The 24,112-nt window shown below is 62.5% G+C and carries 21 protein-coding genes and 3 pseudogenes; 17 read left to right on the top strand and 7 right to left on the bottom strand.

What is annotated here, in order from left to right; genetic code table 11:
• Nucleotides 1–113 precede the first annotated feature (113 nt).
• Genes AC1DKV_RS33655 through AC1DKV_RS33645 form a run of 3 tightly spaced genes read right to left on the bottom strand, consistent with a single transcriptional unit; the run spans nt 114 to nt 3,996 of the window.
• A complete protein-coding gene (locus AC1DKV_RS33655; RefSeq protein WP_477139041.1) occupies nt 114–2,360 on the bottom strand; it encodes a xanthine dehydrogenase family protein molybdopterin-binding subunit in 2,247 nt (748 codons plus the stop codon).
• 10 nt (nt 2,361–2,370) lie between these two features.
• Nucleotides 2,371–2,844, bottom strand: a complete 474-nt coding sequence (locus AC1DKV_RS33650; RefSeq protein ID WP_441623457.1) for a (2Fe-2S)-binding protein — start codon at nt 2,842–2,844, stop codon at nt 2,371–2,373.
• Between the two features lie 57 nt (nt 2,845–2,901).
• The gene (locus AC1DKV_RS33645) at nt 2,902–3,996 is read right to left on the bottom strand and encodes an NADH:flavin oxidoreductase/NADH oxidase (RefSeq protein ID WP_477139040.1); all 1,095 of its coding nucleotides are present in this window, start codon (nt 3,994–3,996) and stop codon (nt 2,902–2,904) included.
• A 175-nt stretch (nt 3,997–4,171) separates the two neighbouring features.
• Between AC1DKV_RS33645 and AC1DKV_RS33640 the strand changes: the two genes are divergently transcribed.
• A complete protein-coding gene (locus tag AC1DKV_RS33640; protein WP_477139039.1) occupies nt 4,172–5,089 on the top strand; it encodes an AraC family transcriptional regulator in 918 nt (305 codons plus the stop codon).
• 431 nt (nt 5,090–5,520) lie between these two features.
• Here the strand turns inward: AC1DKV_RS33640 and AC1DKV_RS33635 are convergent, their stop codons facing one another.
• Nucleotides 5,521–6,516: a LysR family transcriptional regulator gene (locus tag AC1DKV_RS33635; protein WP_477139038.1), complete on the bottom strand. Its 996-nt coding sequence runs from the start codon at nt 6,514–6,516 to the stop codon at nt 5,521–5,523.
• Between the two features lie 214 nt (nt 6,517–6,730).
• Between AC1DKV_RS33635 and AC1DKV_RS33630 the strand changes: the two genes are divergently transcribed.
• Genes AC1DKV_RS33630 through AC1DKV_RS33620 form a run of 3 tightly spaced genes read left to right on the top strand, consistent with a single transcriptional unit; the run spans nt 6,731 to nt 10,262 of the window.
• Nucleotides 6,731–7,708: a Bug family tripartite tricarboxylate transporter substrate binding protein gene (locus tag AC1DKV_RS33630; RefSeq protein WP_441623449.1), complete on the top strand. Its 978-nt coding sequence runs from the start codon at nt 6,731–6,733 to the stop codon at nt 7,706–7,708.
• 25 nt (nt 7,709–7,733) lie between these two features.
• A complete protein-coding gene (locus AC1DKV_RS33625) occupies nt 7,734–9,242 on the top strand; it encodes a M81 family metallopeptidase (protein WP_441623477.1) in 1,509 nt (502 codons plus the stop codon).
• A gap of 27 nt (nt 9,243–9,269) precedes the next feature.
• A complete protein-coding gene (locus AC1DKV_RS33620; protein WP_477139037.1) occupies nt 9,270–10,262 on the top strand; it encodes a tripartite tricarboxylate transporter substrate-binding protein in 993 nt (330 codons plus the stop codon).
• A gap of 119 nt (nt 10,263–10,381) precedes the next feature.
• Here the strand turns inward: AC1DKV_RS33620 and AC1DKV_RS33615 are convergent, their stop codons facing one another.
• Nucleotides 10,382–11,245: a LysR substrate-binding domain-containing protein gene (locus tag AC1DKV_RS33615; protein WP_441623446.1), complete on the bottom strand. Its 864-nt coding sequence runs from the start codon at nt 11,243–11,245 to the stop codon at nt 10,382–10,384.
• A gap of 107 nt (nt 11,246–11,352) precedes the next feature.
• On the opposite strand from AC1DKV_RS33615, the gene AC1DKV_RS33610 reads away from it, so the two are divergent.
• From AC1DKV_RS33610 to AC1DKV_RS33550, 13 genes and pseudogenes are all read left to right on the top strand, one after another.
• On the top strand, nt 11,353–12,216 hold the full coding sequence (locus AC1DKV_RS33610; protein ID WP_441623444.1) for an alpha/beta fold hydrolase: 864 nt from the start codon (nt 11,353–11,355) through the stop codon (nt 12,214–12,216).
• Nucleotides 12,217–12,292: 76 nt separating this feature from the next.
• Nucleotides 12,293–12,444, top strand: a pseudogene (locus AC1DKV_RS33605) (aminotransferase class V-fold PLP-dependent enzyme); the annotation flags it as partial.
• A 372-nt stretch (nt 12,445–12,816) separates the two neighbouring features.
• The gene (locus AC1DKV_RS33600) at nt 12,817–14,163 is read left to right on the top strand and encodes an MFS transporter (protein WP_477139036.1); all 1,347 of its coding nucleotides are present in this window, start codon (nt 12,817–12,819) and stop codon (nt 14,161–14,163) included.
• Nucleotides 14,160–14,396 (top strand): annotated as a pseudogene (locus AC1DKV_RS33595) (IS5/IS1182 family transposase); the annotation flags it as partial. The gene AC1DKV_RS33600 and the pseudogene AC1DKV_RS33595, both read left to right, overlap by 4 nt.
• A 253-nt stretch (nt 14,397–14,649) precedes the next feature.
• Nucleotides 14,650–15,630 carry an alpha/beta fold hydrolase gene (locus tag AC1DKV_RS33590; RefSeq protein WP_477139035.1) on the top strand — a complete coding sequence of 327 codons (981 nt, stop codon included), beginning with the start codon at nt 14,650–14,652 and terminating at the stop codon, nt 15,628–15,630.
• A 374-nt stretch (nt 15,631–16,004) separates the two neighbouring features.
• The gene (locus AC1DKV_RS33585; protein ID WP_477139047.1) at nt 16,005–16,799 is read left to right on the top strand and encodes an IclR family transcriptional regulator; all 795 of its coding nucleotides are present in this window, start codon (nt 16,005–16,007) and stop codon (nt 16,797–16,799) included.
• Nucleotides 16,800–16,882: 83 nt separating this feature from the next.
• Nucleotides 16,883–17,650: a transporter substrate-binding domain-containing protein gene (locus tag AC1DKV_RS33580; protein ID WP_441623439.1), complete on the top strand. Its 768-nt coding sequence runs from the start codon at nt 16,883–16,885 to the stop codon at nt 17,648–17,650.
• Nucleotides 17,651–17,668: 18 nt separating this feature from the next.
• Nucleotides 17,669–18,337: an amino acid ABC transporter permease gene (locus tag AC1DKV_RS33575; protein WP_441623437.1), complete on the top strand. Its 669-nt coding sequence runs from the start codon at nt 17,669–17,671 to the stop codon at nt 18,335–18,337.
• Complete coding sequence (locus AC1DKV_RS33570) at nt 18,334–19,095, top strand: amino acid ABC transporter ATP-binding protein (RefSeq protein WP_441623435.1); 762 nt, start codon at nt 18,334–18,336, stop codon at nt 19,093–19,095. The genes AC1DKV_RS33575 and AC1DKV_RS33570 overlap by 4 nt, the downstream gene beginning before the upstream one ends.
• On the top strand, nt 19,092–20,042 hold the full coding sequence (hutG, locus tag AC1DKV_RS33565; RefSeq protein ID WP_441623433.1) for a formimidoylglutamase: 951 nt from the start codon (nt 19,092–19,094) through the stop codon (nt 20,040–20,042). Before AC1DKV_RS33570 ends, hutG begins: the two co-directional genes overlap by 4 nt.
• Nucleotides 20,043–20,324: 282 nt before the next feature.
• Entirely contained in the window at nt 20,325–21,320 is a 996-nt protein-coding gene (locus AC1DKV_RS33560; RefSeq protein ID WP_477139034.1) for a Bug family tripartite tricarboxylate transporter substrate binding protein, read from the top strand.
• A gap of 220 nt (nt 21,321–21,540) precedes the next feature.
• Complete coding sequence (locus AC1DKV_RS33555; RefSeq protein WP_441623473.1) at nt 21,541–21,660, top strand: hypothetical protein; 120 nt, start codon at nt 21,541–21,543, stop codon at nt 21,658–21,660.
• A 330-nt stretch (nt 21,661–21,990) separates the two neighbouring features.
• Nucleotides 21,991–22,200 (top strand): annotated as a pseudogene (locus tag AC1DKV_RS33550) (DUF4172 domain-containing protein); the annotation flags it as partial.
• Nucleotides 22,201–22,309: 109 nt separating this feature from the next.
• Here AC1DKV_RS33550 and AC1DKV_RS33545 read toward each other — a convergent pair.
• Together AC1DKV_RS33545 and AC1DKV_RS33540 are read right to left on the bottom strand one after the other, a co-directional pair.
• Nucleotides 22,310–22,495 carry a helix-turn-helix domain-containing protein gene (locus AC1DKV_RS33545; RefSeq protein ID WP_441623430.1) on the bottom strand — a complete coding sequence of 62 codons (186 nt, stop codon included), beginning with the start codon at nt 22,493–22,495 and terminating at the stop codon, nt 22,310–22,312.
• Between the two features lie 928 nt (nt 22,496–23,423).
• Complete coding sequence (locus tag AC1DKV_RS33540; RefSeq protein WP_477139046.1) at nt 23,424–23,594, bottom strand: LysR substrate-binding domain-containing protein; 171 nt, start codon at nt 23,592–23,594, stop codon at nt 23,424–23,426.
• Nucleotides 23,595–24,112: the final 518 nt, after the last annotated feature.

Raw genomic sequence — 24,112 nt, 5'->3', positions numbered from 1 at the left:
GGCGAAATGATCACCGGAGCATACAACCCGGGACAGCAAAGTACGGCATCGATGCCCCAGGGCTGACGGCCACGCGCTAACAGCAGCAGGCGGGGCCTGTCGTCGGTGGGCAATCAGGACAGGTTGAAGGGAAGCTGGCGCAGCGGCTTGCCGGTGAGGCGGGCAATGGCGTTGGCAAACGCCGGCGCCAACGGCGGCAGGCCAGGCTCGCCCATGCCCGTCGGTGGATCCGCACTGGGCACGATGTGGACGTCGAATGCGGGGGCATCGGTAATGCGCGCCACTGTGAAGTCGCCAAAGTTGCTTTGCTCGACGACACCGTCCTTCAGCGTGATGGCCGAGCCCGCCAGGCACATCGACAGCCCCATKACTGCCGCGCCCTGCACCTGTGCTTCCACGGTGCGAGGATTCACCACCAGATTGCAATGCACGCCGGCTGTGACGCGATGCAGTTGGGGGCGACCCTCCTTAACGGAGGCCTCTACGACATAGGCCACCACGGAATCGAATGACTCGTGCACCGCGACCCCCCAGGCGCGGCCGGCGGGTAGCTTCTTCTTGCCGTAGCCGCTCTTGTCCACCGCCAGTTGCAACGCCGCGCGATGGCGCGGATGCTTGTCGCCGAACAGGCGCATGCGGTAAGCCACCGGGTCTTGCTTGGTGGCGCGCGCAATCTCGTCGAGCAGTGTCTCCATGACGTAAGCAGTGTGGGTGGAACCGACACTGCGCCACCATAGCACCGGCACGTTGGGCGTGGGGTGATGCACGGTCAGGCGCATCGGTAGCGGGTAGGGATCGCGCATGCCCTCCGTGGCCGTGGCGTCGATGCCGTTCTTGACCTGGAATTCCCCGAACACCGTGCCCGAGGTAATGGACTGGCCAACGATGACATGATCMCAGGCCAGCACCTTGCCTTGCTGGTCGAAGCCGATGCGCGCGCGATGCAGGTGCATCGGGCGGTAATACCCGCCCTTGATGTCGTCCTCGCGGCTCCATAKCATGCGAATCGGTGCCTTCATGCCGGCGGTGCGCRCAGCCTTGGCGATCGCACAGGCCTCGACCACGTAGTCGCTCGTGCTCGCGAAGCGCMGGMCAAAGCCKCCGCCCGCCATCTGTACATGGATCTTCAATTGCTCGGGCTTGAGGCCAAGTGCGCGCGCGGCAGCGGCACCGTCCAGTCCAGGGCACTGGGAGCCGACCCACAGTTCGGCGCGCTCGTCGGACAGCTGGACGGTGCAGTTCAGTGGTTCCATCGGCGCGTGCGCCAGGTAGGGGAACACGAATTCCGCGTCCAGCTGGCGCGGCGCGGTGGCCAGCGGCGTCATGTCCGCGTCGAACTGACGCCGGCCGGGCTGCGCCGCCAACTCGCGGTACTGGGCCAGCAACCGTTCGCTGTCAGCCTTTTCGACCGCGCTCGTGTTCCATTGAAGCTTCAGCGCGTCGCGCCCTTGCCTGGCCGCCCAGTAGCCGTCGGCGAGCACGGCCACGCCTTCGCCACCACGGTCCCCCGGCACGCGCAGCACGGCCTTGACACCATTGATGGCTCGTGCGGCGGTGTCGTCTACCGCGGTCAGTCGCGCGCCAAACACAGGGGGATGTGCCACCACGGCCGTGAGCTGACCGGGCAGGCGTGTGTCGATGCCGAAGTCCTGGCGCCCGCTGCTCTTGGCACGCGCATCGATGCGCGTGGTGGGCGTGCCTATGATACGAAAGTCCTTCGGGTCCTTCAGCGTGACCTTCTCCGGCACCGGCAACGCCATGGCGGCTTCGGCCAGTTCGCCGTAGGTCAGCGTACGGCCACCCGGATCCAGCACCAAACCTGCGCGGGTGCGCAGCGTGGCCACGTCCACGTTCCAGCGCGCCGCCGCCGCCGACAGCAGCATCGCGCGGGCACGGGCACCAAGCTCGCGGTACTGCGTGAAGCTGTTCTTGACCGAATGCGAACCGCCGGTGAGATGAATGCCGAACAGCGGGTCGACGTAGGCAGCGTCGTTCGAGCCGTGCCGGCTGCGCACCAGGCTCCAGTCCGCGTCGAGCTCCTCGGCCAGGATCATCGGCAAGGCAGTCTGCACGCCTTGGCCGAACTCCAGCCGGTTGACKGTCACGGTGACCTCGCCGCTGGGAGCGATCTGCACAAACGCCAATGGCTGCTGCGTCGGCTTCAGGGCGCTCGCAGCACCACCGGCATTGACGGCCTGTGCGATGGCCAGATGCGGAAATGCACCAAGCACCAGGCCGAGGGAGCCGGCCAGCTTCAGGAAGCTGCGGCGCGGCAGCATGGTGGGTTCGTCGCTCTGGCTCCGCGCCAGCAGCCGCTGTAGATTGCGCGGCATTTCGCCGTGATCGAGACTGGGAAACATGGCGGATCCTTCAGGCAAGGGCCTTGGCGGCATCGGCCACTGCGGCGCGAATGCGGGGATAGGTACCACAGCGGCAGATGTTTCCCGCCATGGCGGCGTCGATCTCGGCAGCGCTGGGTTGCTTGCCGCGAGGCAGGGATTTGAGGAAGGCAGTAGCGCTCATGACCTGGCCGCTTTGGCAGTAACCGCATTGCGCCACGTCGTGTTTGACCCAGGCCGCATAAACTACGGTTCCGACCCGGTCGCTGCCATCGGTCGCAGCTTCGATGGTGACGATGGTCTTGCCCTCGGCAGCAGAGACCGGAGTGACGCACGAGCGAATGGCCTGGCCGTCCAGATGCACGGTGCAGGCGCCGCATAGGGCAGCGCCGCAGCCGAACTTGGTGCCGGTCATGCCAAGGGAGTCGCGCAGCGCCCAGAGAATGGGCGTGCCGGGATCGACATCGATCGTATGCTTACGGCCGTTAACGTTGAGGGTGCTCATCGGGGAGGGTTCTCCGTAGGTGGTGGTCAGGGTACGAGTGCCGCGAATCGCCTGGCCTCAGCCCGCCCAGCTCTGCAGCCAGAAGGCGTACGGCGTTGGCAGCACCGACGCTGCCTGCTCGACCTTGAGGTCCCGCGCCGCCTGGAACGGCCAGTGCGGATTCGCCAGCAATGTACGGCCGAACAGCGCAAGGTCGAGCTGCCCCTCGCGAATCAGGGCGTCTGCCGCCGACGCACTCGTGATCTGCCAGCTGGTCGCAACCGGCAGCCCGGTTTGCGCGCGAATCCGTCGCGCGTAGGGAACGAGGAAGTTGGGTCCCCATGGGACTTGTTCGTCCGCGGTGGACAGTGCCAGTCCGACGTCGACGAGATCCAGGCCGGCATCCTTCAGCCATTTCAGGACCTGAACGGACTCCGCGAGTGTCTCGTCTTCCCGGCCGTTGAATTCCACGACACCCAGGCGTGCCGTCAGCGGCAGGCTATTCGGCCATACCTCTCTCACTGCGGCGACCGTCTCGATCAGGAAGCGAGCGCGATTTTCAAGGCAGCCGCCGTACTGGTCGTCCCTCGCATTGGTGAGAGCGGACAGGAAATTCYGTGCGAGGAAGCCATGGGCAAAATGAAGCTCGAGCCACTGGAATCCCGCTTGCAGGGCACGAGCGGCGGCATCCACGAAATGCTGTTGCGTGCGCCGGATTTCATCCAGGCTCAATTCGCGCGGCATATGTGGGTTTGCGGGCATGAACGGCAGCGCGCTCGGCGCCACCGGCTGCCACGCGCGCCGATCGTTCCTGTCCAGTGGGGCACCGCCGTCCCAAGGGGGCGTGCAGCCGGCCTTGCGACCGGCGTGACCGATCTGGATGCCCGCGACGGCGCCGGCGGCCCTGATGGCCTTCGCCACAGCGGCAAGGCCCGCAATGTGCGAGTCACTCCAGAGACCCACGTCGCCGGGCGTAATACGTCCCTCGGGCGACACGGCGGTCGCTTCAACGATGACGAGCCCGGCGCCACCGCGCGCCAGCATAGCGTAGTGGCTCTGATGCCAGTCGCTAAGTTGCCCGTTCTCGGCCATGTACTGGCACATGGGAGAGACGACGATACGATTTCGAAGGGTGACGCCCCTCAATGAGTAGGGGGAAAAGAGGGAGGACATCTGGCAAGCCCATGGAAAGTGGCGATGGGGCCCAGTTTGCGGGAAGGTGCCCGAAAACTGTTTGCCAATTCCGCCCCCATTCTTGCCCAATCCGACGATTGCATGCCCGTCACGCCCGTTCTGGCTTCGGCCCGGTGATAGACTTCACGCAGCAAAAAGAGGGCGGAGCAGGAGCATGAACGCGCGTRAAAAGACTGGAAATCCTGGCAAGGCTGCGGCCATCGACACCCTCGCCGAGGCAATCGGTCGAATTGCCCAAAATGACGGCGACCACTTCACCGGCGTTTCGGGCCTGACGCTTCACCGCAGGAGCGCCAGCGCAGCCCCGATGCCATGCATCTACGGGTTTGGGTTAGGGGTGGTCGCTCAGGGTGGCAAGCAGGTCATGCTTGGCAACGAGGTGTTCAACTACGCCGCCGGACAATCCCTGCTGACGACGATCGACGTGCCTGTTGTGTCGAACGTCACGGTCGCGACGCCGGCCAAGCCGTTCCTTGGCCTGATGCTGGCGCTTGACCCGCGCATCGTCATGGAACTGGCCGCAGATATGGAAGGGATCAAACCTCGGAAGCAGAGTCCGAATCTCGCAATTTCCGTCAGTGACCTTGAGCCGCCCGTCCTGGACGCATTGATCCGGCTCGTACGCCTGCTCGACGAGCCGGAACTCATACCTCACGTCGCCGCATTGATTCAGCAGGAAATCGCCATTCGCCTGCTGGCGGGGGCCAATGGGCCGCTGCTTCGAAAGTTCGCGGCCACCGGCTCGCCAAGTGAGCAGATTGCCGGGGCAGTGGCCTGGCTCAAGCTGAATTTTGCACAATCGTTCCAGGTGGAGGAACTCGCTGCCAATGCACACATGAGCCCGTCGACATTCCGGCAGCACTTTCGCGCGATTACGGGGACCAGCCCGCTGCAGTACCAGAAACAGCTGCGCCTCCAGGAAGCACGTCAATTGATGCTGAGCCAGAACCTCGACGCGGGAACGGCAAGTCTGCGCGTCGGGTATGAAAGCGCATCACAGTTCAGCCGGGAATATGCCCGGCTTTTCGGTGCTCCCCCTTTGCGGGATATCCAACGAATGCGCGTTAGCTGAAAGCCAGTCGCAGGTTTTCTACGCCAATGTTCTGGCGCAACGAGTCCAGCCATGTAAGGCGTGGGACGATTGAAGCAGGCMTGCGTCGTTCGCCMTTGCCGTACGCGCTGAATCGTGTTCGCGTGGTCCCGTTGGGACGCGGACAAGCCYCACGTCTTGCTGGTCCACCCGATCTGGTCGCTTCTGCGTTGCCCGATTAGGTCACCCGGGTTGGTTTCACGAGCACGTTGCATACCGGCCAGGATCTCGAAGGCATCGCTCTTGCAGAAGCGAGCCTCGCGAGCCAGGCGCGGCGACAGCGGGGACAGATCGTCGAAGTCCTTGGCGCTCAGCGCGCTTCCCCTTCCGTACCGGGATGTCTTGCGTTGCGTTGATCGCGACGGGTTKCGCCGCCTTGACGACGCGTTGGTTGGTKAACGAAAGCGGGGTCGTTACKCAGGCTTCATTGCTCCCACATTTGCCAGCCACGCTGAAGGATCCGCTGGCATCGCCGCGGCGTGACKCAGGATGAAGTCACGAAAGGCCCGTGCAGGAGCCCGCGGCGCCAGTGCGCAGTTCCACACCATGACAACCGGCTCTACCTGGCTTGCCAGCTTGAACGGAAGCACACGGGCCATATTCGCCGCCGCCAACTGGGCGGCGATGCGCTCGGGATACACAGCCAGGAAGTGCGCGGCCTGCAGTAGATTGACCGTCATGGTTACGTCGCTGGTTCGGATGCCGCGCTGCGGTGGCGGCATCTCCAGGGCGCGGAAAGCGGTGTGCAGGTGATGCAGCATGCGTGCCCCCTGAGCGGGGATGCACCATTGCTGATCGACCAGATCCTGCGCGGTGATGTGACGCTGCCGCAGCAGTGGATGCGTCATGCTGGCCACGATGACCAGTTTCTRTCCCGGAATGATGGGCGCGTAGAGCAGATCCTTGCGCTCAAGGCGCGGATCTTCGTAGGCAAACAACAGATCGAGTTCGCCCTCGTCGACCTGGTTGATGAGCTCGATGATCCCGCCATCGATCACGCTGATGTCGACCCCCGGATTGCCTTCATGGAACGCGCAGATCAACTGCGCCAGGAGGGGCTGGACCGATGTGGTCCGGTAGGCCATGCTCATCTGACCCCGCGTGCCCTCGCGCACCGCTTGCAGGGACTCGGCCAGGCGGCTCAGCTGCGCCGTTACCAATGCCGCGCCCTCGATCATCTCCTGGCCGATCTCGGTGGCTCGCATGCCGCGGCGTCCGCGCTCGAACAAGGGCATGCCGACGATGGCCTCCACTTCCGCCAATGTCTTCGACACCGCTGCCGGGCTGATATKGAAGCGTGCCGMCACTTCGGCGGCACTTTGCAGTTCGTCGAGTGCAAGGATGACGCGCAGATGCCGGAACTTGAGGCGGGCGAGGAGGGCATGAACGGGATGGACGGCGGACGGCATTGGGCAAACTCACGGGGGGCGAACTACAAGGATCTAGTATTAACCAAATGCTCAACAACTCTCAAGTTTAATTCGCTTTTGGTTGATGATGGACTTCTCTATAGTGGTCCCGGGCTGCCCCATGAGCACGCCCCTTCCCGTACTGGCTGGCCATGCAGCGCTGCCGTTTATGCGACACCGGGAAGCACAAGACCCAAGGTCAGGAGACGAGTACATGAGCATATTTAGTGCAGCAGCCAGGGCGGCCATATTCGGCTTCAGCCTTGCCACCGCAAGTTTTGCAGCCGGTGCAGCCTGGCCGGAGCGTCCACTGCGACTGGTTGTGCCGTTCCCTGCAGGCGGGTCCTACGACATCATCGCGCGAACGCTGTCCCGGAAGCTGGAGAAGAGGCTGGGGCAGCCGGTCGTGGTCGAGAACATCGCGGGCGGCGCCACCGTGCCCGGCGTTATGTCAGCTCTGAAGGACAAGCCGGAAGGCTATACCCTGCTGCTCGCCAGCGATGGCTCGCTCAACATCAACCCGCACGTCATCAAGGGCCTGCGCTACAACCCCGATACCGAGCTCACGCCCGTCACCATTCTGACCACGGTGCCGCACTGGATCGTTGCCCGCTCCGACCGCAAGGAACGGAACCTGGCGGACTTGAAAGCCTATATCCAAGGCAACCCCGGGAAGGTCTCGATCAGCATCAATACCGTGGCCGGTGCGGCCCACTTGGCGCTGGCCAACTGGAAGCAGCGCAATGGCCTGGACTTTGCCATCGTCCCCTATCGCGGGTCGCCGCCGGCAATGGCAGATCTCATCGGCGGCCAGACCGACGCGCACGTCGACGTGATCGGCTCTTCGGTGGCCTACGTCACCGACGGCAAGGTCAAGCCCCTGGCAACCCTGCAGAGCCACGCCGTCGCCCAGTTCCCGAAGCTCGAGACGCAAAAGGCCGATAGCCCGGATGGGCTGTTGGTGAGCGCCAATCTGGCGCTGGTGGTGCGGACAGGTACGCCCCAGCCAATCATCGAGCGGCTGTACAAGGAAGTGAATAGCAGCGTGGAAGAGCCTGACTTCCTCGCACGCCTGCAGTCGCTCGCTTACGAACCCGTGCTGACCCCGCCCGCGCAGGCCCGTAAATTTCTCCAGGCCGAGTCCGCCCGCTATGGCGCGATCGCCAAGGCAGTCAACCTGGATGCGAACTGAAGCCATGCACACCAAGGATAAGAAGATGCGCTTTGTCATTGCCCTGATGCGGCATGAAACCAATACGTTCTCGCCGATCGCGACGCCGCTCTCGTCATTCTGCCGCGGCACCGGCGTGGATGGGCCGACCTCCGGCGAGGCAGCCATCCGGGCCTGCGAAGGCACCAACAATGCCGCCGCGGCCTTTATCGACATGGTGCGCAGCCAGGGCGACGAGTTCGTCATGCCGCTGCTGGCCAACGCGGTGCCAAGCGGCATCGTGACCGCCGAGGCGTTTGAATCGATGACGGCATCCATCGTGGCGGCGGTGCGCGAAGGATGCGACGCCGTCATGCTCGACCTGCACGGCGCGATGGTGGCGCAGGGCTATCCCGATGCCGAGGGCGAACTGCTCAGGCGCATCCGTGCCGTGGCGCCGGACGTGCCCATTGCTGTGGCGCTGGATTTCCACGCCAACTTCAGCGAAGCGCTGGTGGGCAATGCAACGGCCATCGCCGGCTACTGCACCTATCCCCACGTCGACGTGTACGACACCGGCACGCGTGCCGCGCGCACGCTGATGGCCGCGCTGCGCGGCGAGGCCACGCCGGTCATCCTGTCGCGCACCTTGCCGATGCTCACGCATATGCTGCGGCAGACCCCGCAGGACCAGCCCATGAAAGACATCATGGACCGCGCCATGGCGGCGGAGCGCGATGGCGAAGTGCTCAATGCCTCGGTGTTTGGCGGATTTCCGCTCGCCGATATCCCGCACGTTGGCCTGACCGTGGTGATCGTGGCAGATGCCGGGCGCGAGCATGCCGCGCGCCAGTTGCTGGACGAACTGACGGCAATGGCCTGGGCACGCCGCGCCGATTTTGTCTTCCCGGTCGAGCCGATGGCGGAGTCGGTAGCGCGCGCCAAGACGCTCGACGGCGGCCCCGTGGTACTGGTKGACCATGGCGACAACTGCGGCGCCGGCGGCCCTACCGACCAGATGAGCGTGCTGGCCGAAGTGATGCGCCAGGGCCTCGACGATGTCGTGGCCGGCCCGTTCTGGGATCCGGCCGCGGTGGCGCGGATGATCGAGGCTGGCGTCGGCCAGCAGATTACGCTCGCGGTGGGCGGGCGGACCGACATGCCCGCGTTGCAACTCAAAGGCCAGCCCCTGATGCTGACCGGGCGGGTGAAGTGCATTACCGATGGCAACTACCAGGTGACCGGACCGATGTTTACCGGCGTGCGGCTCAGTCTTGGCCGTGTGGCCGTACTCGACGTGGACGGTGTGCTGGTGATGGTCTGCGAGAAGCCGCAGGAGCCATTCGACACCGGCGTGTTCACGCATGCAGGCATCGACCTGGCGCGCAAAAAGTACATCCTGATCAAGTCGCGCCAGCATTTCCGCGCGGGGTTCGGTCCGATTGCCCGGCATGTCGTGTTGGTAGCCGGACCGGGGGTGTGCAGTTCGGACTACAGCCTGTTTCCATTCAAGAACCTCCGGCGGCCGATTTATCCGCTGGAACCGGACACCACGCTGGACCTGGCCGCGGCGTAAGCCGGCACGAAAACTGAGGACTCAGACATGCACAATCGCTTCTTCTTACGCAAGCTGGCCGCCGCCTTCATCGCCGCCGTTGCCGCGGCGAGCGTACCGGCCACGGCCGTTGCCGCCGGCGCCGACACTCCCACCCGCATCGTCGTTGGCTTTGCAGCGGGCGGCGCACTGGACGTTTTCGCGCGCACCCTCGCGGAGAAGCTGCGCGTCTCACTTGGCGAAACCATTCTGGTCGAGAACCGGCCCGGGGCTTCAACCCGGCTCGCGCTCGAATCGGTGAAGCGGTCCGCGCCGGATGGGAAAACCATCCTTATCTCGCCCGCGCCACCGTTCACTATCTTCCCATTGACCTACAAGCGGCTGCCGTACGATCCCGACAAGGATCTGGTGCCTGTTGCTTATCTGGCGGACGTGCCCCTGGTCGCTTCGGCCAGCGTCAACCAGCCTYACAAGACGATGTCGGAATATATCGCATGGGTGAAGCGCAATCCGACCTCCACCGGGTTCGGGCTGGTCACACTGGGTGGCACCGTGCACTTCGGCGTGCTCACGCTGCGCAAGGCCATTGATGTGCCGCTGACACCAACGGCCTACCGTGGCGCGGCGATGATGTTGACGGACGAGATCGGGGGCACGCTGCCTATAGGCGTCGATGCGATAGGGGGCCAGATGGAGCTGCATCGAGCGGGAAAGATCCGCTTTCTCGGCGTGACAGGCACTAAGCGCTCAACCTTGCTTCCCGGTGTACCGACGCTGCGCGAAGCCGGCATACCGGGCTTCGATATGGCATCGGGCTGGTATTCCGCGTTCGTCCCTGCGGGCACCCCTGCCGCGACTGTTGCGCGTCTTGAGAAGGCACTGCTGGATGCTGTGAAGGATCCTGAGGTGCGCGCGAAGATGGCGGCTCTTGGCATGGAGATGGCAGGTCAGCCTGGCGCGGAAGCCCACAAGACGATCCTTGCACAACGGGCGCAATGGAAGCCCATTGTCGATGCCTCTGGATTTACGGCCGACGACTGACGCCAAAACGGCATGACCACGGTATCTGCCATGCCGCTTAACGCCGCGACGATGGGCGAAGAACGCTAATCCTCCACGTCGTCCATTTGGCAGTCGGGCGAATGCCATCGCAGCGCGGCTTATGCGTGTAGCTCGGCGACTATGCGTTCCGCGAGAAAATCGCAGGGTGGCCGGTTCGACGTGACACTCCGCGCAAGTACGATCTCGAGCGTGCCAATCTCAGGCAGACCCTGCGCTGGCCCGAGCAGCGTAAAGTCAGGCGGCACTGCACACCGCGCCAGTGGGGTGATGGCGAGACCGGCTCGGGCCATGGTTAGCAGGCCCAGCAGACTCGGGCTCTCATATGATGTTCGATACGCAATCTTTTCGCGCTCAAGGCTCCGAATCGCCTTCTCGCGTGCGACGCTTCCAGGCAGAAACACAGCAATGGGTAGCGGCCGCTCTCGCCAGATTTCAGTGGAGCCCGGGGCGGCTGCCCACACCATCGGTTCATGCCGCAAGAACTCGCCGGTCAGCCCTTTGACACGCGTCGCGCAGACGAGATCCACTGTGCCGTCTCGCAGCATCGGCGCTAGCGCGACGCTGGGCAGCCCGATCACCTGGATTTCGACCTTGGGATAGCTGGCCGAGAACTTCTTGAGAATCGGTGGGAACAGCGACGACGCGTAATCGTCAGGTACGCCGATCACCACGCGGCCAGTGACGTCCGGTCGCACGACCGCGGCCCACGCCTCATCGCGTAGTGCAATGATCCGGCGCGCGTACGCCAGAAGCACCTCTCCGTCCTGCGTCGGAATCACGCTGCGCGGCTTGCGTACGAAGAGCGCTTTGCCAAGGGCCAATTCCAGCGTTTTGATCTGCATGCTCACCGCCGACTGCGAGCGATGCACGAGTTCGCCAGCTCGGCTGATCGTGCCTGTGTCTGCAACGGCGATGATCATGGTGAGAACGTCGACGTCGAGGGCATTCCTCTCGGTGCTCATGTTTATTCTTCCGTGGAGAGATATCAGAAAATCTKAACGATTCCATCAATATTATGCGATTTTCTTTTTGGGTGCGGTGCAGCAAAGTCTGCGAAACGGAGTTAGACATGAATGCACGAGCGCCCCTGACTACGCTGGCTCTTGCCGGCGCCTGGCCACAACCCTCTTTTGTTTCCACTGCCTCCGGCACCTCCGTTCCATACGTGGAAGCTGGGAGCGGCGAGCCAATGGTATTCGTGCACGGGTCGCTGTGCGACTACCGCTATTGGGACCCGCAGCTCGCTTCGCTCTCGAAGAACTTCCACTGCTTCGCTCCGAGCCTGGGCCACTATTGGCCGGAAACCAACGCATTCGGACGCGGCGACTTCAGTTGGGAGGCGCACGTCGCTGAAATTGCGGAGTTCATCGAGGCGCTGGGTCTCGGGCCGGTCCATCTGGTCGGCCACTCGCGTGGCGGCTGCATCGCGTTTCATCTGGCGCGCGAATACCCTCACGTGGTGAAGACGCTCACGCTCGCTGATCCAGGCGGCCCGTTGCAGGCAACGCCGCAAGCAGAAGCCGCCAAATTGCCGCCGGCCACCCATGCGTTGCGAGCGAAGGCCGCAGAACTGATTGAGCAAGGCGAATTCGATGCCGGTCTGAATCTGTTTGTAGACTCGGTAACCATGCCTGGTTTCTGGAGCAAGAGTTCCCAGAGCTTCCGCAGCATGGCGCTCGATAATGCGCTCACACTGCCGAAGCAGCTGCTTGACCCGTTGCCCGCCTACACACGTGAAGCCGCCCGTGAAATCCAGTGTCGAACGTTGCTGATCGATGGGCAAAAGAGTCCGCGAATGTTCCGTAGCACGGTCGAGAAGCTTCAAGAATGGATCGGGCGCGCTGAGCGTCAGACAATTGCCGGAGCCTCTCACGGCATGAATATTGCCAACCCAGGCGCGTTCAATCGGGCGGTTGCCAAGTTGGCTAGCTAGCGGGGCCTTGTGTCCAGGGCACACATGGGATTCTCTCGCCTGAGGGGGGCGGCCTGTTGCGGGGCAAACAGTCTGGCGAGAACTGGAGCGGCAAGGCTTTGACGTGACCTACCTGGAGGTCGGCCCCGACGGCCTTATCGACTTCGACACGCCCGCAGCGTGCTGCGCCCCGATAGCATCGTCTCGGTGGTGATGGTGAACAACGAGATCGGCGTGATCCAGCCGATCGCCGAAAGCGCCTCAGCCGTCCTACCCTCGCAGCAAAACGCAATTAATCGCCTGAGCGGAGGACAAGACACGTTCAGTGTCGACCGGAATCGCCTCGATGGAGCAGGTCTCGGAACATCAAATCTCATTTTTTGCCTACGCTAACAGTAGCGTAGGCTTGCAGGATGCCGCTTGGGCGGTTCTGGAGAAGCCGGCTGCCGCGCACCCGCGGGCTCGCACGCGGGTGAGGATTCCACGCCATATCCGGTACTTGTCGTCCGGGTTGATGGCGAGATCCTCGCCTGCACCCGTCCGTAGATGTAGCTCTGCAAACAGTTCTGGTCGGCAATCCGGAACAGATCGAAATTCCACTCTTGCGCTTAAGCGACGAAAATGCTGGCCGCTTCTGGCCGTAATGGTTCCGAGGGCAGCGACCGAACCCTGCTGTATTTCGGTTGTCTGACCCTGTTCGTCGCTTTGGCAACGCCCGCCGGTTACCTGGTTGATATACAGACGTCGTACATACTCAAGAACCAGTTGCATGCGACGGCGACGCAGATCGCGACATTCCGGCTGGTTACGGGCATCCCAGTCTACCTTGCGTTCGCTTTTGGCCTCGCGCGCGACCTATGGAACCCGCTGGGATTGCGGGATCGCGGCTTCTTCCTGATCTTCGCTCCGGTGACCGCGGTGGCATTCATCTGGATGGCGTTTGCAGGTTTCTCATACKCGGGACTGGTCGCCGGGATGCTGCTGGCAATGCTGTCGTCCCGATTTGTCGCCGCGGCCTATCAGGGGTTAATCGCGCTAGTGGGCCAGGAGAAAAGCATGTCCGGGCGCCTGAGCGCTCTGTTGAATGTGGCCGGCTCCGTCCCGGTCGTTGCGGGAGCATTTGCTTCCGTATACGTCTCCGATCATTTTGCCGTGAAAGAGGCTTTCTTCCTGGTGGCGGCGGTCAATCTACTGGTTGCCGCATTGGGGCTMTGGAAGCCCATTTCCGTCTTCGGCCATGCCTACGAGAAGCCGCAAGCCAGGGGCGCAGATCTCGTTGGGAATGCCAGGCGGCTGGTGAGGCATAAGGCCGTTTATCCAGCGGTTCTCATCTGCTTTCTGTGGAACTTTGCGCCAGGAGCGGCCACGCCGCTTCAGTTCTATCTGACCAATGAGCTGCATGCAGCGGATTCCGTTTACTCGTACTACAACGGGATTTTTGCCGCCGCCTTCATCCCGACATTTTTGCTGTATGGTTTTCTGTGCAAGAAAGTGGCGCTGAACAAGCTGCTGTGGTGGGGCACGATCKTCGCAGTGCCGCAGATGATTCCGCTGGCATTCATTCACTCAGCMAATCTCGCGCTTGTATTGGCGGCACCGATAGGACTCATGGGCGGTGTAGCCACGGCAGCATACTTCGATCTCGCGATGCGATCCTGTCCGCCAGGCTTGCAAGGAACCTTGATGATGCTGGTCGATGGCGTTCTCGCGCTCTCGGCCCGTGCCGGCGATCTGTTGGGTTCATGGATCTATAACAGCAGCCCAACGCACGGTTTCACATACTGTGTGATCGCGACGACCGTAGTGTACGCACTGATCCTGCCTTTGATCCCGCTGGCGCCGAGAGCATTGATTGCTACCAGGGATGGCGAGCCAAATCCGGAGGTGGAGGCCGAGGTGCTAAACGAGGTCCGGGAGACTGTCGACCAAGCGCACTCGCGAACGCGAGTTCCTGGGCGAGATGGTTAGATGAAGGCATGGTGCGGCTTCCGGATGAGACCACTATCCTTCGCTTCCGGCATCTTCTGGAAACGCACGATCTKAGCAACAAGATGTTTTCCGTAGTCAGCGATCTCCTCCGCGCGAAAGGCTTGATGCTGAAGACTGGCACGGCAGTGKATGCGACGTTTGCCTCGGCGCCCGGTTCCACCAAGAACGCAGGGGGCGAGCGTGACCCGGAAATGCACTCCCCTGAGCAGGGGCACGTGCAAATCCAGCATCGGATGTGACGCGCAACTTGAGGATAGGCGTTGCATCTGAGCACACGTCCGCGGCGGGCTGTCGGGATTTTTGTATGCCAACGTAGTGGCGCGCGCGGCCGATACGAACCAATACATTAAGAGCCTCTGTCCGCTACAGCCGGGATACATATCCATCCTTCAATGCTGCATATGCAACAGATACCCGCCGCCTTGGTTGGGGCGCTTGCAGACCCTAGAGCAAAAGGTAGACGACATGACAACGAAATCCACAGTTCGCAGCGCGCTCCGATTCGCGGCTGCCGCAGGTGCGGCAGGGCTGGCTGCCACGCTACTCATTGGCACCGCGCACGCGGCGGCGCCGCAACCCGCAATACCGGAGATTGGCTTCGTCCAGGTCAACMCCKATATCAAGCTGAGGCGCCTGGTCGTACACAATGCCGCCGCCAGTGGCACCGTGCTGTTCCTGCATGGATTCCCCGAGACGCTGTACGCGTGGAAAGACATCGCGTCCTCCCTGGCCCAGAACTATGAAGTTCACGCGTTCGACTGGCCCGGCTATGGCGAGTCGTCTCGTCCCGCCGCCGACAAGTTTGCCTACGYCCCCAGCGACTACGCAAAGGTGCTCAAGGACTATATCGCCACTGCCGGAATCGACACGCAGCATCTTGTGATCTACGCGACGGACATTGGCGCGCTGCCGGCCCTGCTKGCGGCCATCGACGACCCGGCCATTGCAAAGCGCATCGTCGTCGGCGACTTCGCGCCGTTCAACCGGCCGCAGTTCATGCAGGAGCGTCTTCAGGGGCTCAAGGATCCCGCGACGGCCGAGGCGGTCCATGCCGCCTTTAACCGCGCACGTGACGAGATCTTGCAGAACGCCTTTATTCGTGGGCTTCCCGAGTCTTTACGCTATGAAGTCACACCGGAATTTAAGGCAGACATCGCCCATGGATGGCAAAACGGCGCGCTGACGTCTGCCGACTCGTTCTATCACTACTACTCTCACTTCACGCGTGACCAGGACTATTTCGAAGCCAACCTGGGCAAGCTGAAGACTCCCGTCAGCGTCATCTGGGGGGAGAAGGACATCTATATTCAAAAGGAAATGGGTCAGGAGCTGGCCAATCGCGCGGGGCTGGATTTCCACGTCCTTCCGAGTATTGGCCACTATCCGCATTTGCAGGACAAGGCCGCAACCATTGCCGAAGTAAGAGCCGCATTTGACGCCAAATAATCCACGGCATTCCGGCCGGTGTMACGGTTGGCGCCGACTACGCGGTGAAGCCGTTTGTTCTCGCTTGCCCGCGCGCCATTGATATGTGGCCGGCTTGAGGCGGAAGCCCTTTTTGTCCATCAGAAGTCAGGAGTCTGCGCAACTCTCACTCTTGCAGGACAGACAGAGTGCCAGGACCATCAAGATGGGTTCTCCGGGTGCTTACAACGCCTCGCCGTCCTTTAGCGTCCGTTTCCGCAGATMGCGTCGCAGCGGCGCTTCAGGCACGTGGCCGGTCGATCTTCCAGATGTAAGGGTTACCCCTAGTCAATCATTCCCGATTTTTGGGACTCGTGGTTTTGATTTTTGGGAACGAGGTCCTATTCTTGGCACCTATGTTGAATCCCGTCGATAACCCAAGCGCCTTGAAGCCCGCGACCTCCACGCCCGCCGAACCCGGGCAGCCAGCCGGCGGGGCCGATCGCGTGCTGTTCGTGCTGGCGGCGCTCGCACAACACGGCKCGCCGATCACCGTGCGGGAGCTCGTCGCCAAGACCGGCCTGCCCAAGAGCACGCTCTACCGGCAACTGGTAATGCTCAAGCGCTGGGGCTTTGTGCTGGAGTCCGACGGCGAGTACGCGCCGGGCCCGATCAGCCTGCAACTGGCGCTCGGTTTTGACATGGCCTCCCACCTKGCCCGCGAAGCCTTGCCCGACATGCGGCTATTGGCACAGCAGTCGGATGAAAGCGTGGGCCTGATCGTCGCCGTCAAGGATCACGCCGTGTGCCTGGAGATGGTGGAAAGCCGCCAGTCGCTGCGCTGCTCGTTCGAAAAGGGGCGCGGCGTGCCGCTGCGCGCCGGTGCGTCGGCCAAGTCGCTGCTGGCGTTCATGCGCGACGAAGCGCGCGAGCGTCTCGTCCATGCCCTGTGCGAGCCAGGCGAATCCGAGCAGSTGCTGGCTGAACTCGCCGCCATTCGCGAGGCCGGCTACGCCGTCAGCGAGGGCGCGGTGGATCCGGGCGTGTGGGGCGTGAGCGCGCCTCTCTTCTCGCGGCGCAGCAAGGCAGATGCGCTGGGTTCCATCACGCTGATGGTGCCGGCGACACGCCGGCAAGGGCGCGAAACCGCTCTGATCGCCATGACCGTGGCAGCGGCAATGCGGATTTCTGCCCGGCTGCAGTCTTACTGAACACAAGGCAAATCATTACCACTGCCGTCGACAAACCGCTACGACGGCCGCCGCTTCGCTACCGAGTAAAAAAGGAGACCTCCATGAACCTACGTCGCAAATGCCTGATGGCCGGCCTGACGGCCCTGATCAGCCTGACTTTCGGCGTCGCCGCMCACGCTGAGGACAGCGCCGTGCTGCGTGTGGCCACCGACGCCACCTTCCCGCCGATGGAATTCGTCGAGAACGGCAAGCGCACCGGCTTTGATGTGGAACTCGTTGAGGCCATGGCCAAGGTGATGGGCAAGCGGGTTGAGTGGACCGACATCGACTTCAAGGGCCTGGTCCCCGGGCTGGTCTCGCGCCGCTTCGACATGGCCGTGTCCGGCATCTACATCACCCCCGAGCGCAGCAAGGTGGTGGACTTCACCGAGCCGTACTACACCGGCGGCCTGGTGGCACTGGTMAAGAGCGGCAACACCACCATCCACACCCCGGTCGATCTGAACGGCAAGAAGGTCAGCGTGCAGGTGGGCACCAAGTCGGTCAGCTTCCTGCGCGACACGTATCCACAGGTGCAGCGCGTGGAAGTCGAGAAGAACCAGGAAATGTTCAGCCTGGTCGAGATCGGGCGTGCCGACGCCGCCGTGACCGGCAAGCCGGCCGCTATGCAGTACGTCAAGACCCGAGGCGGCCTGCGCATGGTGGAGCAGCCGTTGACCACCGAGGAATACGGCATGGCCGTGCGTAAGGACACGCCCGAGCTMACGCGCGCCCTCAATGCCGCACTGACCAAGGTGAAGGCCGATGGAACCTACGCCAAGCTGACCCAGAAGTGGTTCGGCAACGCCGCCAACGCAGCCGCCAAATAAKCCGCGCGAATCATCATCATGGAACTGGATTTTTCTCCTGTCTTTGCCGGTTGGCCTGACATCCTCCACGGCGCCATCGTCACCGTGGAGGTGACCGCCTGCGCGCTGGTGCTGGGTTGCATCATGGGCCTGCTGGTCGGCATCGGCCGGCTGGACCCGAAGCGTCGTGTCATCTATGGCATCTGTACTGCCTATGTGACGTTCATTCGCGGCACGCCGCTGCTGGTGCAGCTGTTCCTGCTGTTCTTCGGGCTGCCGCAATTCGACATCCTGCTGCCGGCCTTTGTGTGCGGCGTGATCGGGCTGGGCATCTATTCCGGCGCCTATGTGTCGGAAATCGTGCGCGGCGCCATTCAATCCGTGGACAAGGGCCAGATGGAAGCGGCTCGCTCGATCGGCATGTCTTCCGGCCAGGCCATGCGCGCAGTGATCCTGCCGCAGGCCATCGTGCGGATGATTCCACCGCTGGGCAATGAGTTCATCGCCCTGATCAAGAACTCGGCGCTGGTGTCGCTGCTGACCATTGCCGACCTGATGCACGAGGGCCAGAAGATCATCAGCGTGTCGTACCGGTCGCTGGAAGTCTATCTGGCGATCGCACTGGTTTATCTGATCCTGACGAGCGCAGCCGGGCTGATCCTGCAACGCGCAGAAAAACGGCTGCGCATGGGAGGCATGGTGCAATGAGCGATTCCGCAATCATCCGGATCCGGAACCTGGGCAAATCATTCGGAGGCCATTCGGTCTTGCGCGGCATCGACTTCGATGTGGAACCGTCGCAGGTCGTGGTTGTGATCGGCCCCAGCGGCTCGGGCAAGAGCACCTTCCTGCGTTGCTGCAACGGCCTGGAACAACCTGAGGCCGGCACCATCGACATCGTCGGCAAGCGGCTGGTGACCGAGGGCCAACTGATCGGCGAGCACGAACTGAACCAACTGCGCACGGAAGTGGGTATGGTGTTCCAGTCGTTCAATCTGTTCCCGCACCTGTCGGTACTGCACAACGTCACGGTGGGCCCCCGCATGCTGCGCGGCATCTCGCGCGAAGAAGCCGAGCGCAAGGCGATGAGCCTGCTTGAGAAAGTCGGTCTTGCGCACAAGGCCCAGGCCATGCCCGCCAGCCTGTCGGGCGGCCAGAAGCAGCGCGTGGCCATTGCCCGCGCACTGGCCATGGAGCCGCGCGTGATGCTGTTCGACGAGCCGACCTCAGCACTGGACCCCGAGCTGGTCGGCGAAGTGCTGCAGGTGATGAAGGTGCTGGCCGCCGAAGGCATGACCATGGTCGTGGTCACCCATGAAATGGGCTTTGCCCGCGAAGTGGCCGATGTGGTGGTGGTCATGGATGGCGGCGGCATCATTGAGGCGGGGCCGCCGTCGGTCATCTTTTCGGCGCCRACGCAGGAACGCACGCGTGGCTTCCTGCAGGCCGTGCTGACGCGGGCATGAGCATGGCTGTGACCCAGAATCCCTGGCAGGGCCGTGTCGACAGCGGCGAGCGCGGCGACACCACGCGCCTGTTCCGCATCGTACATGTGCTGGAAGCAGCAGACCCGACGCCCCTGAGCGGCGCGCCGGTGCTGCTCGGCTTCAGTTGCGACACCGGCGTGCTGCGCAACCAGGGCCGCCCCGGCGCCGCGCACGGCCCGGACGCCATCCGCCAGGCGCTGGCCAACGTGCCGGCGCACGGACTGCCCGCGTTGTACGACGCGGGCAATGTCGGCTGCGAGGACGGCGACCTGGAATCGGCCCAGCGGGCGCTGGCGGAAACCGTACGCGACGCGCTGGCGCGTGGCGGGCTTCCGCTGGTGCTGGGCGGCGGCCATGAAGTGGCCTGGGGCACGTGGCAAGGCCTGCGCGCGCACCTGGATGCACAGGACGATGGCGGGCGCGTACTTATCATCAATATCGACGCCCACTTCGACCTGCGCACCAGCCGGCCCGCAAGCTCCGGCACGCCGTTCGATCAGATCGCCAACGCGTGCGCAGAGCGAGGGCAGCCGTTCGACTATATCTGCCTGGGCGTCAGCCGCCTCAGCAATACGCCGGCGCTTTTCAGCCGCGCCGATGCGTTGGGCGTTTGCTATGTGGAAGACGTGGACATGCAGGAGCGCCACCTGCCATCGCGTCTGGCGGAACTGGCAGCGCGCATCGATGCCACCGACCACTTGTACCTGACCATCGACCTCGACGCACTGCCGGCGGCCGTGATGCCGGGCGTGTCGGCACCTGCCGCCTATGGCGTGCCGTTACCGGTGGTGGAGGAGGTGGCCTTGCTCGCGCGCCGCAGCGGCAAGCTGCGCGTGGCCGACCTGGCGGAATACAACCCGCAGTATGACCGCGACCACCAGGGCGCACGCGTGGCGGCCCGCCTGGCCTGGCGCCTGTTTGGCTGACAGGCAGGTCACTTCCCTGGCCGCGGGCCGACCTGAGCGCTTCGGCGCTTCTGTACTCCGGAGCGCCGGTGCGGATATTGCGCGATTCAGTCACTTTGAGCGATCGTTTCCCTGTGGGGGCTTGAACAAGGGTTTATACCGGGGCATTCTACGGACTCCGTTCGCATACAATGATCGAAATGATCACAATGGATGCTCGGTTMGATCAAATTCGATGTGTCGCGCAGGGTAGCGTGACGGCGTCGAATAGAGCGACGGACTCCAGCGAACAGGAGACCAGACATGCAAAACCCTTCGCGTTTTCGGCGCCAGGCGGTCCACGCGATTCTCTTGATGGGAATGGCCACTGTCATCCCCGGCTTCGGCCTGGCGCACGCCCAGGGCAGTGCCGATCGCATCGTTCGCATCGTCGTGCCCTTCGGCCCCGGCGGAGGCTCKGACGTGCTGGCCCGATTGATTCAGCCCCGGCTCGCCKAGACGCTGAGATCCACGGTCATCATCGAGAACCGACCGGGTGCCGGTGGCACGCTTGGCGCGGGCGTTGTCGCCAAGGCGGCGCCAGACGGCACGACATTGCTGTTGACGGATGCCAGCGTAGCTACCATCGCGCCCGCGCTGTACGCGAAACTCACTTACGCGACCAAGGACCTGACACCGGTCATTAGCCTGGCGCAGTTCCCCAATCTCCTGGTGGCGCCAACACGGTTACGGGCGAATACGCTGGCGGAACTGGTGGCAGAGCAGCGCTCCCATCCGCAGCCGTTGTCGATTGCATCGAGCGGAAACGGCACTAGCACTCACCTGACAGCGGAGTTGCTGAAGAGCGTGACGCATCTGCCGCTAACGCACGTGCCGTACAAAGGCAGTGGCGCKGCAATCAGCGATACGGCAGGCGGCCAGGTCGATCTGCTCTTCACTGGCTACGCGACGGTTGCCCAGCTCATCAAGGCCGGGCGATTGAAGCCGATCGCGGTCACTTCGCCCAAGCGCCTGCCAGAGTTGCCCCAGGTGCCCACTGTCGCGGAGAGTGGCTTTCCAGGCTTCGAGTCATGGATCGCGCAAGTGGTCTTTGCCCCGGCGGGTACGCMGCGCGAAGTGGTGCAGAAGCTGAATGTGGCAATTGCCGATGCGCTCCGGCAACCCGATGTGGCAGCGAAGATGCGGCAGCAGGGCCTGGAGCCTTACGGGAATTCACCCGATGAGTTTTCTACCTGGATTGACGGACAGTCACGCTTGTGGGCACGTGTGATCCGCGAGTCAGGGGCAAAGCCTGAATAGAAAGACGCTTTGGCAGGCCCAGCGCACGCTGCATTGGCGGGATGCCCGAGCTTGCCCAAGACAAAGGTCTCGTAGCCGGCGGTTGCGGGACCTTTACGCCTTTCTGACCAACGCATGCCATCATGCAAATTCTCCATCTCAAGATTAATCGAGCCAATCAATTGAAGGGTCAGTAGCTGCACCTGTCTGTTCCCCGATGGAGCGTTGACGACGTGCCCCCATTTCAAAATGGAAGAAGCTGACCCGTGAGCTGCTTCGAAAGGGCGAGCCGCGCATGCTGATTGTTGATGAGGTCCAACATCTGCAGCCGGGACCTATCGGGAACAGCGGTCGTCCCTGAACCTGCTGTAGTACCTGGGAAATGAATGTTGAGCCTGGGTCGCACGAATGACAATCGTCAACAACAGTTGTTCTGGCGAGCATCCCTTGATCATCAAAATTGCAATTAATCGCCAGGATTCCCGACCCAACCTGAAACCGGGGTTTGGCAGCACAGGCCACCGTGGCCGCGTGCCCGGCGTCGTCCTCCGGCAGGTAGGGGAGTGGCCAAAGGCGGGGGGCAAATCCGGCAGGAAGGGAGAGCATGGCGTACAGACTCCATTGGAGAACCTCCATGCGCATCTCGATCGGGGCATGCATTAAAGCGCAGGGAACGGCAGCAACTGACCGACCACTGAACGAACGGCAAGTGAAACTGCTCAACCGACTGCTCGATGGCTTCGAAGGGACGCTCACCAGTTCCAAGTGGGCGGCGATCGCCAAATGCTCCCCAGACACCGCGCTGCGCGACATCACTGAACTGCTCGCACGTGGCGTATTGCGCAAATCGGATGCAGGTGGGCGCAGCACCAGCTATGAGTTGAACGACCTATCCGAGTAGGCACGCCTCCGGGACATGACTTGGCTCGTGGGGGGAGCGGCGCCTTCATGGACCCTTGCCAACGCCTTCGGAAGGAGGCCAAGATGGACTTCGTTCACCGCAAGGCGCTTCAGCGCCCCTCCCGGTGCCGAAACTCGTCTGGTGGCACACCCATCAGGCGATGGAACATAGCCATGAACGCCGATGCGCTGCTGTAACCAAGGTGGGATGCAATCTCCTCGACCGTGTGCGCAGCATTGAGTAGAGGTATCGCTTTGACAACCCGGAGACGTTGTTTCCATTCGGCCAATGACATACCTAAATTCTTTTACGCGCGCCTTGCTAGCGTCCGTTCGGTCGTTTTGGCCAGCTMAGCGAGTGCGGGCAGTTTGGGAATATCGCCAGGAGAATTTTCCAGGAGTCGGAGGATAGGTACTAACAGTGGGTCGGTTGTGTACGGGAGGTAACTGCCAGTCGCCTTGCTATGAATAAGCTGGTCGAGTAGGACTTGATACAGGCGCAGATTCTCCATTGAGGGAGAGGAGGTGACGTCCGCCGTGCTCAAATGGTCGAGGATGGCGCGCATCAATGGACTTACGGAAATCGTGCAAGGGACGCTGGCGAGACCAGTACATAGGCGTGAGTGCACTGTGAACAAGCAATGGCGTGTTGCAAGTCCCCAAATGCTCAAAGGGAGCTGAGCCGGTGGTAGCCAAATGCCAGAGATCGGGGGAGCGACAAGTTGAGTATCTTCTAGCCTGACCTCGATGATTCCGTTGAACGAGTACAGGAAGACACCACTAACCTCGCTCATCTTKAGTGTGGGAACGGCGTCGGCATCATGCACTGCATGGAAGGAAAAGTTCTCCGCAGACCGCTTTCCGGGGAGTTGCTRTGCTACAGATGTGCGGAAATGCATCGACTTCCTGACGCCCTTTTTTGACCGACCGGTGCAAGTGCCGAGGGCAGGCGGATGGTAAGCATGCTGGTGGTGTGGGTTGGTAGTAGGCCGAAGTGGCATTGCGACGCTCTCCGGTTGGACCGTGAGTCGGGGGGCAATAGCTAGATGAAGACGTGATCGGTACGATAGGCGGCGCCGTTGCACGCTTTGCACTGCGCGGACACATCGCCACGATGCGCGCTGGCGACAACATGAAGTCCGTATTGGCAGCCTTTTCCTTTGCTCCTTTACGATGTCGTTCAGAAACGCGTAGATCGTGCTGCCTTCATGGAGGCTCGACATGCTAGTAGTCCAACGTTTCGGAGAAAGATACTTCGGTCTTCTGCGCGAGGGGATGTCGGATTGGGGTCGCAAGCACGAGCTTGTCGGTGCTGAAATGCACCAGATCGAGGCCGTCCGAATTGATCGGTMCGGATATGATGCCCAAGTCTGTACTTCCATTGTATGGGTGCAGGTAATATGTTGCCTACGCCTATTCCCGACGTCTTGCATGAACTGCGGAGATTCCTGCGGATTTCGGCACAGCCATGATCTTCCGAGCGCAAGCTTGGGAGCTCTAATTCGAAGTCAGGTCKATGCTGAATACGGTACAGATGCGAGGTGCGCGCAGACGAAACGAGAGAGTACKAGAAGTCGTTTGCTGAAGAAGTGATCGGCCCCCGCCATCGTCACCACGGCGACGGACTGGCTCTCCGCCCATCGCGGTATCGTGGTAATGGGCACTCGGATATCGCACTCCCCATGGACAATAAGTGTGTCAGGCGGTAGCCCGGGCAGGGTAGTCCCTGCCACCGTCCACCTTGCCCAGTCCGAGCCCGGCGACCACTAGTACAACATCCCGTAAATAGATTTAATAATTATCAGGCTGTAGGTACGGCTCCAKGAGCGTGACGACCACCTGGGCCATCTCGTCGAGCGAGCCTGCGCCTGGCAACGGCTCCCAACGCCCACTATGGTTGCGAAAGGCGGCGC

It is taken from the genome of Cupriavidus sp. 05T41, assembly GCF_056396525.1.
Note: the sequence above shows the minus strand (reverse complement) of the source record. Positions and strands in the feature narration are given on the sequence as shown.